Origin of the sequence: Ideonella sp., assembly GCF_041914305.1 — a bacterium.
GTDB lineage: Bacteria > Pseudomonadota > Gammaproteobacteria > Burkholderiales > Burkholderiaceae_C > Ideonella.
Genome location: NZ_JAYSDQ010000001.1, coordinates 192,113 through 204,817, shown reverse-complemented (window position 1 = coordinate 204,817; position 12,705 = coordinate 192,113). Strand labels below are relative to the sequence as shown.

13 protein-coding genes are annotated in these 12,705 nt (G+C 68.1%); 7 read left to right on the top strand and 6 right to left on the bottom strand.

Annotated features, from left to right (window positions below):
* Nucleotides 1-24 precede the first annotated feature (24 nt).
* Nucleotides 25-408: a DUF4902 domain-containing protein gene (locus ACE3SG_RS00840; RefSeq protein WP_374561991.1), complete on the bottom strand. Its 384-nt coding sequence runs from the start codon at nt 406-408 to the stop codon at nt 25-27.
* A 59-nt stretch (nt 409-467) separates the two neighbouring features.
* Nucleotides 468-1,181 carry an autoinducer binding domain-containing protein gene (locus tag ACE3SG_RS00835; RefSeq protein ID WP_374561990.1) on the bottom strand — a complete coding sequence of 238 codons (714 nt, stop codon included), beginning with the start codon at nt 1,179-1,181 and terminating at the stop codon, nt 468-470.
* A 678-nt stretch (nt 1,182-1,859) separates the two neighbouring features.
* On the opposite strand from ACE3SG_RS00835, the gene ACE3SG_RS00830 reads away from it, so the two are divergent.
* Entirely contained in the window at nt 1,860-2,420 is a 561-nt protein-coding gene (locus tag ACE3SG_RS00830) for a hypothetical protein (RefSeq protein WP_374561989.1), read from the top strand.
* A 22-nt stretch (nt 2,421-2,442) separates the two neighbouring features.
* Here ACE3SG_RS00830 and ACE3SG_RS00825 read toward each other — a convergent pair whose 3' ends face one another.
* Complete coding sequence (locus ACE3SG_RS00825; RefSeq protein WP_374561987.1) at nt 2,443-3,531, bottom strand: BMP family ABC transporter substrate-binding protein; 1,089 nt, start codon at nt 3,529-3,531, stop codon at nt 2,443-2,445.
* Nucleotides 3,532-3,725: 194 nt separating this feature from the next.
* On the opposite strand from ACE3SG_RS00825, the gene ACE3SG_RS00820 reads away from it, so the two are divergent.
* The 6 genes from ACE3SG_RS00820 to ACE3SG_RS00795 all read left to right on the top strand — a co-directional run bounded on the left by ACE3SG_RS00820 (nt 3,726) and on the right by ACE3SG_RS00795 (nt 10,661).
* Nucleotides 3,726-5,324 (top strand): ABC transporter substrate-binding protein, encoded by a 1,599-nt coding sequence (locus ACE3SG_RS00820; protein ID WP_374561986.1) that lies wholly within the window; start codon nt 3,726-3,728, stop codon nt 5,322-5,324.
* A gap of 16 nt (nt 5,325-5,340) precedes the next feature.
* Nucleotides 5,341-6,489, top strand: coding sequence for a branched-chain amino acid ABC transporter substrate-binding protein (locus ACE3SG_RS00815; RefSeq protein ID WP_374561985.1), 1,149 nt, complete (start codon nt 5,341-5,343; stop codon nt 6,487-6,489).
* An 88-nt stretch (nt 6,490-6,577) separates the two neighbouring features.
* Nucleotides 6,578-7,588 carry an ABC transporter permease subunit gene (locus ACE3SG_RS00810; RefSeq protein ID WP_374561983.1) on the top strand — a complete coding sequence of 337 codons (1,011 nt, stop codon included), beginning with the start codon at nt 6,578-6,580 and terminating at the stop codon, nt 7,586-7,588.
* The gene (locus ACE3SG_RS00805; protein WP_374561981.1) at nt 7,581-8,513 is read left to right on the top strand and encodes an ABC transporter permease subunit; all 933 of its coding nucleotides are present in this window, start codon (nt 7,581-7,583) and stop codon (nt 8,511-8,513) included. Before ACE3SG_RS00810 ends, ACE3SG_RS00805 begins: the two co-directional genes overlap by 8 nt.
* Nucleotides 8,514-8,634: 121 nt before the next feature.
* Nucleotides 8,635-9,654, top strand: a complete 1,020-nt coding sequence (locus tag ACE3SG_RS00800) for an ABC transporter ATP-binding protein (protein WP_374561980.1) — start codon at nt 8,635-8,637, stop codon at nt 9,652-9,654.
* Nucleotides 9,651-10,661: an ABC transporter ATP-binding protein gene (locus ACE3SG_RS00795; RefSeq protein WP_374561979.1), complete on the top strand. Its 1,011-nt coding sequence runs from the start codon at nt 9,651-9,653 to the stop codon at nt 10,659-10,661. Before ACE3SG_RS00800 ends, ACE3SG_RS00795 begins: the two co-directional genes overlap by 4 nt.
* A gap of 73 nt (nt 10,662-10,734) precedes the next feature.
* Here the strand turns inward: ACE3SG_RS00795 and ACE3SG_RS00790 are convergent, their stop codons facing one another.
* The 3 genes from ACE3SG_RS00790 to ACE3SG_RS00780 form a co-directional block, all read right to left on the bottom strand.
* A complete protein-coding gene (locus ACE3SG_RS00790) occupies nt 10,735-11,202 on the bottom strand; it encodes a YbhB/YbcL family Raf kinase inhibitor-like protein (protein ID WP_374561978.1) in 468 nt (155 codons plus the stop codon).
* 47 nt (nt 11,203-11,249) lie between these two features.
* Nucleotides 11,250-11,453, bottom strand: a complete 204-nt coding sequence (locus ACE3SG_RS00785) for a DUF3606 domain-containing protein (protein WP_374561976.1) — start codon at nt 11,451-11,453, stop codon at nt 11,250-11,252.
* 146 nt (nt 11,454-11,599) lie between these two features.
* Nucleotides 11,600-12,685: a hypothetical protein gene (locus ACE3SG_RS00780; protein WP_374561975.1), complete on the bottom strand. Its 1,086-nt coding sequence runs from the start codon at nt 12,683-12,685 to the stop codon at nt 11,600-11,602.
* Nucleotides 12,686-12,705: the final 20 nt, after the last annotated feature.

Here is a 12,705-nt window from a genome sequence, read left to right as displayed (position 1 = left end):
TACCAACTTTGGTAGGTAGGCGCGTCACACGGCTGTCGCACCCACGCTCTGCGCCACCGCACTCGCCCAGGGCAGGGAGTCAACCACGGTCGACAGGCGGTCCAGGCTCTGTTCCCAGCGCAAGTCCCTCCCCTTCGAATCGACGAGCAGGACATTGGTGCGCGGCGGGTTGGTGCGATGCCAGCGGGGGGTATCGAGCATGACGTCGAGCTGCCAGTCCCAGCCCAGCGATACCGACGGGCCGGCCGCGCTCACCCACTCGGTGTAGCCAGAAATCGTGGCCACCCGGCCGCACGACCCGATGAGGTCGGCGCACGAATCATCGAGGCCCGAGAAGCAATGCTGCAACGGGAGCGACAACAGTTCATCAAGGTCAAGACGGATCAGGCCTTCGCCGGACACTCGCATCGCGCAAGTATCGACTATTCGACATTGCGCAAAGAATGACCGTGGTCAAATCATGACGATCAATTCAGATAGCCGAGGATCGCTGCGCGCACCACCGCCGCCGTCTTGTTCGCCGCCTGGAGTTTGCTGACGGCGTTGCGCACATGGAAGTCGACGGTATTCTTGGACACGGCCAGGATGTCGGCGATGTCCTGGGACGACTTGCCATCGGCCGTCCACTTCAGGATCTCGAGCTCGCGCCCGGTCAGGCCCTGGGTCATCTTGTCGGGCTGCTTGGCGCGGAACACGCGCGCCAGCGCCAGGTGCGCCACATGCACCAGCCATCGCATCTTCTGTTGATTGGCCACCAGTTCGACATCCGTCAGCGGCTCGGCCGAGCGGCACAGCGTCAGCATGCCGCCCACGCCGAAGCCGTCCAGGCTCGATTGCGCCCAGCCGACCTTCAGCCCCGCGGCGCGCGCCTCGTCCCAGAGCGCGCCCGAGCCGGCGAAGACCTCGTCGCTCCAGACCATCGGCACCTGCGACTTGCGCCCATGCTGGACCGTCGGGTCGATCTCCAGGTAGCCGGCCTTGGCATAACGCTCCGACCAGGCGAGCGGGTAATTGTTGAGCAGCGCAATGCGCGGGCTGCTGACCGGCAACGGCGCACGAAAACCGTAGGCGCAATAGTCGAACCCCAATGCCCGCGCCGCGGATTCGACGCTGGAAAAAATAGCCCGTTCACAGTCGCCCTGCTCGGTGATGCTGAGCAGGTCTTCTTGCCAGGTTTTCACACACCCCTCCCAACCCGAAGCCATCGCGATGCACAGCCCGCCCGCAGAGTCTGCGAGGCACACTGGTTCATCACTGTCCTTCGTGGATCTCGTACGTCGCGAACCATGCTCTGCCGGCATGTGGACGCGCAGATCAGACGCGCGCTCCAGTCCCGAATCCCTCGCAGGCTGATCGCGCATCGTGCGTGCAGCTCTGAGGCAGGCCGGAGGAAAAGGTTTCCACCTCCGCTCGATCTCGACCGCTGAACGCACGCGCAGTATCGATGAGCAATGGGCCGCGTTCAAGACGCCACCCCTAGTCCACTTCGTCGCGCGCAAGCGTGCGAACCGTCGTCGGGCACCAGGGCCACGACCGGCCACCGGCACCGCGGGCCGCGAGTGGCGAAGGCCATCGCCCGGCGCGTTCGGTCGGCCTGGTGTGCACCGGCCGGCACGGCGCGACACGGCGTGTCGGCATGACCAAGGTCATGTCACCTCGATGCCCAAAGGCGCCTCAAGAAGGTGCACTCGACGACGGCCACGGGGCACCGCGCGCACCGTCGCATGCGCCAGCCCCTGGCCGTGCCCACGCCAATGCCCACATCGCGTCGTGGCCAAACGCCCACCCGCAGGAAAGCTCTCTAAGCTTCGCAGCGTGGCGATATGCCACGACCATAAGAAAGCCTGGGGAGTATGGACATGGACGCACCGCGGCGACGAGTGCTGTTTGCGCTCGCCTTGGCGCCGCTCTCGGCCGTACCAGCGTGCGGCAGCACTGCGCCGCCGGCCGCATGCGCGACGACGGCCAGGTCGCAAGACGTGTTGCGCAGCGCTGCGCTGAGCCTGCGACAGGCCATCACCGCGCCGCCGCAGGCCCGCATCGAGGTCAGCCCCCTGGCCCGCAGCTGTGACCTGATCGACATCCCGGCCGGGGCGCAATTGAGCATCACGGCGGAGCGTTATCACATCCCGCGCCCCGTCATGAACGTGCTGGTGAACGTCAACGAGGGGCGTCGGCTGAAGACCCAGGTCTTTCTGCAGTTCTCGGTTCAGGCCTGGGTCAGGTCATTGATCGTCACGCGCAGCATCCACCGGGGCGAGCTGTTCGACCTCGGCGACTGCGCGGAGCAAGAGGTCGATGTGGCAACACACGGCCAGACGCTGGTTCTCACCGCCACGTCCGGGCCGCGTTGGCTGTCGCTGCGCGACCTCGACGCCGGCTCGCCGCTGGCGCCGCACCTGGTGATCCCGGTCACCTGAGCGTTGCGCTGGCGGGCGCCTGTCACTGCGCGGCCGGCAGCGCGCCGGTCACCCCCTGCACCAGCCAATGCATCTGCGCGATCTGCGCCTCGCTCATCGTGGCGCCGGCCGCTTGCCGCTCGCGGCCGGTGTTGTCCACCAGGCGGCCGGCAAAGGGCTGGAACTGGCCCGAGCGCAGCTGCGGCTCGACCTGCGCGACGGCGTCGCGCGCCGCGGGGCTCAGCTGCGGGCTCAGGGCGGCCAGGCGCACCATGCCGTCCTTGATGCCGCCGACATAGGCCTGCCGCTCCCAGCGCCCATCGAGCAAGGCCTTGGCGACGCGGATGTAGTACGGCCCCCAATGCTGCGTCACCGCGGCCAGCTGCGCATTCGGCGCGACCTCGCGCATGTCGCTCTGGTAGGCCAGCAGGTGCACCTTCTTCTCCTCGGCCACTTGCGCCACCGCGGGTGAGGCCGTGTGGTTGGTCAGCACATCGGCGCCCTGCCCGATCAGCGCCAGGGCGGCGTCGCGTTCGCGCGCCGGATCGAACCAGCTGTTGAGCCACACCACCTTGACCTCGGCCTTGGGGTTGACCGCGCGCATGCCCAGCGTGAAGGCGTTGATGCCCTGCACCACCTCGGGCACCGCAAAGCCCGCCACGAAGCCGGCGACGCCGCTCTTGCTGTGGTGGCCGGCGATGACGCCCGCCAGGTAGCGGCCCTCGTAGAAGCGGGCGTTGTAGGTCGACAGGTTCGGCGCGGTCTTGTAGCCGCCGGCGTGCTCGAACTTGACGTTCGGGTAGTCGGCCGCCACGCGCAGCGCCGGCTCCAGGTAGCCGAAGCTGGTCGCGACGATCATCTGGTTGCCCTGCGCGGCCAGGTCGCGCATCACGCGCTCGGCATCGGCCCCCTCGGGCACCGACTCGACCACCGTGGTCTTCACGCGCCGGCCGAGAAAGTTCTCCAGGTCTTGCCGGCCCTGGTCGTGCTGGTAGGTCCAGCCGGCCTGGCCCACCGGGCTGACGTAGACGAAGGCGACCTTCAAGGGCGCCGGGGAGTACTGCGCGCCGACCGGCGCGGCCAGGGCGGCAACGGCGGCGAGCAGCACGGCTCGCCCGATTTTCTTCAGCATGCGTGTCCTCAAGTAGGCGTTGGCGGGCACGATCCGATCGGGCGCCGGCCTGTATCAACAGGAAAAACCCCAGTGTCGGGCACGGGGTTTGCGTGGAGATCCGGTCCAGAATGCCGCACCTTGCGTCTCTTGCCCTCGCGGCACCCTATTCTTCAATCCCCAACGCACGGCACAACCGTCCTAGGAGATTCCGCATGAGCTATCCACGCTCCACCCCTTCGTTGCCCCGCCTGGCCGCCCTGGCCCTGCTCGCCGCCGCCGGCGTGCAAGCCAAGACCCTGGTCTATTGTTCCGAAGGTTCGCCCGAGAACTTCACCCCGGCGCTGAACACCACCGGCACCAGCTTCGATGCCGCCCGCCCCGTCTACGACCGGCTGACCCACTTCACCCGCGGCTCGACCCAGGTCGAGCCGGGCCTGGCCGAAAGCTGGACCATCTCGCCCGACGGCAAGACCTACACCTTCAAGCTGCGCGCCGGCGTCAAGTTCCACAGCGTGACCGGCTTCACCCCCACCCGCGACCTGAACGCCGACGACGTGGTGTGGTCGTTCGAACGCCAGTGGAAGCCCGAGCACCCGTATGCCAAGGTATCGGGCGGCAAGTACGATTACTTCGCCGACATGGGCTTCAAGGATGGCCTGGTGGCGGTCGAGAAGGTCGACCCGCTCACCGTGCGCATCACGCTGAAGGCGCCTAACGTCACGATGCTGCCGAACCTGGCAATGGACTTCGCCGCCATCCACTCGGCCGAGTACGCCGAGGCGCTGGCCAAGGCCAACAAGAAAGAGCAGTTCGACCAGGTGCCGGTGGGCACCGGCCCGTTCAGCTTCATCACCTACCAGAAAGACGCCGTCATCCGCTACAAGGCCAACAAGGCCTACTGGGGCGAGAAGGCGCTGGTCGACGACCTGGTCTACGCGATCACGCCCGACGCGACCGCGCGCTACTCGAAGCTGAAGGCCGGCGAGTGCCACCTGTCGGGCTACCCGCGCCCGGCCGACCTGCCCGAGATGCAGAAAGATCCGGCGCTGAAGGTCACCAACCTGCCCGGCCTGAACATCGCCTACTGGTCGTTCAACACCCAGAAGCCCCCGTTCGACAAGAAGGAAGTGCGCCAGGCCTTCACGATGGCGATCGACAAGGCCGCGATCCTGAAAGAGGTCTACCTGGGTGCCGGCACGCCGGCGAAGAACCTGATGCCGCCCACGCTGTGGGGCTACAACGACAAGGTGCAGGACTGGCCACACGACCCGGCCAAGGCGAAAGAACTGCTGGCCAAGGCCGGCGTGAAGACGCCGATGGACGTTGACCTGTGGTACATGCCGGTGCAGCGCCCGTACAACCCCAACGCCAAGCGCATGGCCGAGATGATGCAGGCCGACCTGGCCAAGATCGGTGTCAACGCCAAGCTGGTCACCTACGAATGGGGCGAGTACCGCAAGCGCCTGCAGCAAGGCGAGCACATGACGGGCATGCTGGGCTGGAACGGCGACAACGGCGATCCGGACAATTTCTTCTTCCTGCATGGTTGCGATGCCGCACGTCCGGGGGGCCAGAACCTGTCGAAGTGGTGCAATAAGCCCTTCGACGAGCGTCTGGAGAAGGCCCGCACCTTGACCGACAACAAGGCGCGCGCCAAGCTGTATGAGGAAATGCAGGCCATCGAGCACGAAGAAGCACCCGACTTCAAGATCGCGCACTCGGTGGTCTACGAGGTGATGCGTAAAGAAGTGACGGGCTACAAGCAAAGCCCGTTCAACACGCATGAGTTCAAAGGTGTCGACCTGAAGTGAGGAAGTGAGACCCGCCATGACAATGTTTGCCCATACCCGTGTTGCTCTTGGCCTGCTGGTGCTGGTCGGCATGGCCGCCCTGACCGGCTGCCAGCCCGGCGTGCCGGACACGGTGAAGATTGGCGTGGCGCAGCCGCTGTCCGGCCCGCTGAAAGACCTGGGCCAGGACATGGTCGACGGCACCCAGATGGCCGTCGACGACATCAACAAGGAAGGCCTGAAGATCAACGGCAAGATCGTCAAGCTCGAAGTCGTCACGGCCGACGACAAGGCCGACGCCGAAGCCGGCAAGGCCGCGGCGACCAAGCTGGTCGGCGAAGGCGTCATCGCCGTCATCGGTCACCTCAACTCGGGTGTCAGCATCGCGGCCGCGCCGATCTACGCCGAGAAGATGATCCCGCAGCTGGCGATCTCGACCAAGCCCGAGTACACCAAGCTCGGCCTGCCGACGACGCTGCGCCTGGTGGCCAGCGACGCGCTGCAGTCCAAGGCCATGGGTTCGATCGCCGGTGGCCTGCCGGGTGACCACGTCTACGCGGTCGTCGACGACAACACGCCCTACGGCAAGAGCCTGGCCGAAAACGCCCTGGCCCAGCTGAAGGGCAAGACCATCGGCGTGCGCGCGTCGCTGGACGACAAGACGACCGACTTCAAGGCGCTGATCCCCCAGTTGCTGGAGAAGAAGGTCGACATCTTCGTCACCACGCTGGCGGACTTCCAGATCGTCGCGCTGGCCGACCAGATGGTGCTGGCCGGCATGAAGAACATGCAGATCATCGGCAGCGACACGATCAAGACCGAAGGCATGCTGAAGGTCAACCCGGCGGTCGGCACGATCTACGCCACCTCGCCGATCATCGGCGCGGCCGAGTTCACCGGCGGCAAGCCCTTCCTCGAGAAGTTCCGCGCCCGCTTCAAGCACGAGCCGGTCTACGCCGCGCACTACGCCTACGACGCGGTCTACGTGCTGGCCGCGGCGTTGAAGCAGGCCAAGTCGGCCGACGGCAACAAGCTGGTGCCGGCGCTGAAGTCGGTCGACGCGCTGGCCCCGGTGACCAGCAGCATGCGCTTCGCCGAAGACGGCGAGCAGCGCTACGGCTCGGTCAGCGTCTACCAGCTCAACCATGGCGCCTGGTTCCTGCTGACGCGCAGTGACGTGTGGTGATCCGGGGCGACAATAACGCCCCAGCCCTTCCTGGGCTGACATAAGAGAGAGACAAGCGGCCCTCGTGACCCGAGGGCCGTGACAATTCATGCTCAAGTTTCTGTGGCGCCGCCTGGCGCTGACCGTTCCCACTTTCATCGCGCTGATGTTCGTGACCTTCGTGGCCATCCGGCTGGTGCCGGGTGACCCGGTCGAGGTGCGGGTGGGCGAGCGCGGCATCTCGCCCGAGCGCCTGGCCCAGTTCCGCCACGAGTTGGGGCTGGACCAGCCGGTGTGGAAGCAGTTTCTCGACTACATGTGGCAACTGCTGCATGGCGACTTCGGCACCTCGCTGGCGACCAACCAGAAGGTGCTGACCGAGTTCGCGGCGCTGTTCCCCGCCACGCTCGAGCTGAGCCTGTTCGCGATGCTGTTTGCCGCGCTGATCGGCCTGCCCGCCGGCACGATGGCTGCGGCCAAGCGCGGCAGCCTGTACGACCAGGCGCTGATGGGCCTGTCGGTCACCGGCTACTCGATGCCGATCTTCTGGTGGGGCCTGCTGCTCATCATGTTCGTCGGCGAGCGCTGGGGCCTGACCCCGGTGTCCGGCCGCATCGACTTGATCAACTACTACTTCGAGCCGGTCACCGGCTTCATGGTGATCGACGCCTGGCTCTCGGGCCAGGCCGGCGCGGTGAAAGACGCGCTGCACCACCTGGTGCTGCCCGGCATCGTGCTGGGCACCATCCCGCTCGCGGTGATCGCCCGCATGACGCGCTCGGCGATGCTCGAGGTGCTGGGTGAAGACTATGTGCGCACCGCCCGCGCCAAGGGCCTGCCGGCCTGGCGCGTGATCGGCGTGCATGCGCTGCGCAACGCGCTGATCCCGGTCGTCACGGTCATCGGCCTGCAGGTCGGCGCGCTGATGGCCGGCGCGGTGCTGACCGAAACCATCTTCTCGTGGCCCGGCATCGGCAAGTGGCTGATCGAGTCGATCGCCCGCCGCGACTACCCGGCCCTGCAAGGCGGGGTGATGCTCGTGTCCACCATCGTGATCGGCGTGAACCTGCTGGTCGACCTGACCTACGGGTTGATCAACCCCCGCATCCGACATGCCTGAGACCCCAACCCTCGTGGCCTCCACCCCCGCCCCCACCCTCTCGCCGGCCGCCTCGCCGGCCCCGCCCTCGGCGCTGCGCTCGTTCTGGCTCGCCTTCAGCGAGAACAAGGGCGCCGTCGCCGGCCTGGTCATCGTCACCATCGTGGTCGTGCTGGCGCTACTGGCCGACTGGGTTGCGCCCTACTCGCCCAACGAGCAGTTCCGCGACGCGGTGCGCGCCGCACCGGTCTGGGCCGAAGGCGGCTCGACCCGTTTCCTGCTCGGCACCGACAGCTTGGGCCGCGACATGCTCTCGCGCCTGATCCACGGCGCGCGCATCTCGCTGTTCATCGGCATGTCGGTGATGGGCGTGTCGTTCGTGATCGGCGTGCTGCTGGGCCTGGCCTGCGCCTCGCTCGGCCAGGCGGTGGACGTGGCCATCACCCGCGTGATGGACCTGATCATGGCGGTGCCCAGCCTGGTGCTGGCGATCCTCGTCGTCGCGGTGCTGGGCCCCAGCCTGACCAACACCATCGTCGCGGTGACGATCGTGTACCTGCCACGTTATGTGCGGCTGCTGCGCGCGTCCGCGCTGGCCGAGCTGAAGAAGGACTACGTCACCGCCGCCCGCGTGGCCGGTGTCGGCGGCTGGCGGTTGATGTTCCACACCGTGCTGCCGAACTGCCTGGCGCCGCTGATCGTGCAGGCCGCGCTCGGCGTGTCGGACGCGATCCTCGAAGCGGCCGCGCTCGGCTTCCTGGGTCTGGGCGCGCAGCCGCCCACCGCCGAGTGGGGCACGATGCTGGCCGACGCGCGCGAGTTCATCCGCTCCAACCCCTGGCTGGTCACGCTGCCCGGCCTGGCGATCCTGATCACCGTGGTGTCGATCAACCTGGCTGGCGACGGCCTGCGCGACGCCCTTGATCCCAAAATGAGAAAAACGTGAGCCCCCACGCCCCCTCCGGGGGCTGCCCCCCGAGGGGGCTCGCGCAGCGGACCGGCAGAGCCGGATCCGCGCACGCCACTTGAAGGGTGGCGAGCTCCTTCGGAGCCGCCACGCAATAGCAATGAACTCAAAATCAAGCACGCCGCTGCTGGACATCAAAGGGCTGACGGTCAGCTTCGCCACCCGCGGCGGGGCGTTCCGCGCGGTTGATGGCGTCGATCTGCACGTGGCGCCGAACGAGGTGCTGGCGATCGTCGGCGAATCGGGCTCGGGCAAGTCGGTGGCGATGCTGGCCATCATGGGCCTGCTGCCGTGGACGGCGACGGTGAAGGCCGAGCGCATGATGTTCGACGGCCAGGACCTGCTCGCGATGACGCCCAAGCAGCGCCGGGCCCTGGTGGGCCGCGACGTGGCGATGGTGTTCCAGGAGCCGATGAGCTCGCTGAACCCCTGCTTCACCGTCGGCTACCAGATCAACGAGGCGCTGGCCGAGCACACCGAGCTCGACCGCGACGCGCGCAAGAAGCGCGTGATCGAACTGCTCGACCAGGTCGGCATCCCCGACGCGGTGCGCCGCGCCCGCGCCTTCCCGCACCAACTGTCGGGCGGCATGAGCCAGCGCGTGATGATCGCGATGGCGCTGGCCTGCAAGCCCCGCCTGCTGATCGCCGACGAGCCGACCACCGCGCTCGACGTGACGATCCAGGCCCAAATCCTCGACCTGCTGCAAGCCCTGCGGCGCGACACCGGCATGGCGCTGGTGTTGATCACCCACGACCTGGGCGTAGTGGCCGAGGGGGCCGACCGCGTGCTGGTGCAATACGCCGGCCGCCCGGTGGAAACCCAGCGTGCCGACACGCTCTTCACCGACCCGCACCACCCCTACACCGCGGCGCTGCTGTCGGCCTTGCCCGAGCGCGCACGCCAGGGAGAGCGCCTGGCCGCGATCGACGGCATGGTGCCCGGCCAGTTCGACCGACCCACCGGGTGCCTGTTCTCGCCACGCTGCCCGTTCGCGCAGCCAGGCTGCCGCGCCGCTGCGCCGCGCCCCGCCGGCGACGCGCTGGGCCGCGCGCTGTGCATCACCCCGCTGGTCAACGGCCAGCCCTCGCCGCTGCCCGTGGAGGCCCAAGCCGCATGAGCACCAACCAATCCAACGCCCCGGTGCTCGAAGCCCGCGACCTGCGCCGCGACTACCCTGTGTCGCGCGGCTGGATGAAGGGCACCGCCACGGTGCAGGCCCTGGCTGGCGTCAGCTTCTCGGTGCAGGCCGGGCGCACGCTGGCGGTCGTCGGTGAATCGGGCTGCGGCAAGTCGACGCTGGCGCGCCTGCTGACGATGATCGAGCTGCCGACCAGCGGCCAGCTGATGATCGACGGCAAGGACGTCGCCCACGCCGACGCTGCGCTGCGCCACTCGCTGCGGCGCCAGATCCAGATCGTGTTCCAGAACCCCTACGGCTCGCTGAACCCGCGCCAGACCGTGGGCGATGCGCTGATGGAGCCGTTGCTGGTCAACCACCTCGGCGATGCCACCGAGCGCGAGGCCGCCGCCCGCGCGATGCTGCGCCAGGTGGGCTTGCGCGAAGAGCATTTCAACCGCTACCCGCACATGTTCTCGGGCGGCCAGCGCCAGCGCGTGGCGATCGCCCGCGCGCTGATGCTCAAGCCCCGCGTGCTGGTGCTGGACGAGCCGGTGTCGGCGCTCGACGTATCGATCCGCGCCCAGGTGCTGAACTTGCTGGACGACCTGCAGCAGGCGCTCGGCGTGGCCTACATCTTCATCTCGCACGACCTGGGCGTGGTGCGCCACGTGGCCGACGACGTGATGGTGATGTACCTCGGCCGCTGCGTCGAACAAGGCCCGCGCGACGCGGTGTTCGACAACCCGCAGCACCCCTACACCAAGGCCTTGCTGTCGGCCACGCCGACGGTGGACCCGGCCCTGCGACGCGAGCGCGTCATCCTCAAGGGCGAACTGCCGTCGCCGATCGACCGGCCCACCGGCTGCCCGTTCCGCACCCGCTGCCCCTTGGCCTTCGACCGCTGCGCGAAGGAAGAACCGGCGCTCGAAGCGCAGGGCGCGCAGCAGGTGGCGTGCTGGGCGGTCAACCCGGTGCCAGCCAGCCCGGTGGCGGCCGCCGCCTGACGCCCTGACGCCGTAATGCCCTCGCGGCACGGCGCGTGGTGCCGCGACGGCATTCGCGCCGGCGGCAGGCCTGTCAGCCGCCCAGCTTCTGGTAAGTGCCCATCAGCACCGCCTCGGCCAGCACATGGCCCTTCATCGCCTGTTCCAGCTCGGCCTTGGTCGGCTGGGTCAGCCCGGCGAGCGTGGTGTCCAGCGCATAGAGCTTGAAGAAATAGCGGTGCCGCCCGATCGGCGGGCAGGGGCCGCCGTAGCCCAGGCGCTTCCAGTCGTTGAGCCCTTCTCGGTGGCTGGCCGGCAGCGCTTGCCCGTCGGCAGGCAGGCCACCGGTGCCGGGCGGGATGTCGAACGCCACCCAGTGCACCCAGGTGCGCTGCGGCTTGGCCGGGTCGGGCGCGTCGGGGTCATCGACGATCAAAGCCAGGCTCGCTGCGTTCGCCGGCACACCGCTCCAGCGCAGTGGTGGCGCCAGGTCTTCACCCTCGCAGGTGCAGCGGCGCGGCATCTCGCCGCCGTGATGGAACGCGCTCGATGTGAGGTCCATGGCAACACGCCCTCCCCTTGCGGCAAGCCCTGCAGTGACGCCACCCGTCAGCGGTAAGACAACAGCCGCTCGCGCACCGCGGCCACGTGTTCGCCCACCTCGTCGACGATCTGGCTCAGCACCTCTTCGCTGCAACCCAGCTCCAGGCACCAGTAGTGCAACTCCACCGGGTCCATCGTGTTCACGCGGCCCGGGTCCAGGGGCTTCAAGAAACCGGTCGCGTCCGTGGCTTGCGGGCTGGGCTGCATCATGGGGGGCCTCCTGCGCTTGCGCGGTGTGTCGGGTGACACCCGCCCAGTGTGGCCATCCACCGCGCCGGCATCAACCCTGGCGGCCAATCCCCTGCCGGCGTCATGCCGGGCCGCGGGGGGGTGGCGGCGGCCACCCCCGGCGCGGTTCAGCGCACGCTGGCCGTCAGGCCCGCCGGGCCGGCGGCGGGCGCCGCCTTCACGTCGGCCACGGCGGCGGCCGCGCTGCCGGCCTCCCACTGCTTGGCCAGGTCGACCAGGCGCTCGAAAGCCGCGCCTTCGTTCAGCAAGGCGTCCTTGGTGTGGGCGTCCAGCGGTTTTTCGAGGCCAAGATCATCGCGCGGCATGCGGTCTTTGCGCACCGAGTCCATCACCCGCTTGATTTCGGCGGCGGCGTGCATCGGCGTCTGCAGCAGCACCAGGCGCTTCATGCCGTCGGGGTTGTTGGGCACGTGGCAGTCCATGCACTGGCCCTCGCGCATGCGCAGCGCGAAGGTCTTGTAGGCAGCGTCGAGCTTGCCGATGTAGGGGTTGTCCGGGCGCAGCAGGCCGTCGAACACGGTCACGGTGGGCTGGCTGCGGCCTTGCGCGTCGGTCCAGCGCCACTGGCCGTCGAACGCCGGCGGCGTCACGTGGGCGTTGGCCTGGATCGGCGGGTGGTTGCCGAGCACGGTGAACTGGGCCACCTTGACCCGCTCGGTCTTCGCGTCCCACCACAGGATCAGGTCGTTCGCCCGCTCGTACATGCTCCACTTGTCGGCCTCGTGCCAGAACGGGTACGGAAACTGTCCCGGCTTCAGGCCGTTGCGGAACGCCGTCTCCAGGCGGATCTGGTACAGCTTCTCGCGCTCGACGTAGTTGACGCTGAACTGGCCGTTGAACATGAACAGCGGCACGTACATGCCCGCCAGCACATCGGGCCCGAACTGGGTCAGCTTGGTGTCGGCCAGCTTGGCTGCGGGGTCACGCTGGCGCCCCCACAGCACATAGGGCTGCAGGCTGCGCTTGAACTGCGAATCGCGAAACAGGCCGCCGCGGCATTTGTCGAACGCGGCCTGGTCGGCGGCATCGGCCACCGGGCACAGCTGGGCCAGCTCGTCGGCGATCTGGGCCGCCACCTGGATGACGCGGCCTTGGGGGTCGTCAACCGCAGCCTGCGGCAGGGGCTGGGCCTGCGCGGCCAGCCAGGGTCCAACGAACGTGCAGGCGAGAAGAGAGAACTTCAGCTTCGTCATCAAGGCTCGTGCTCCATCGT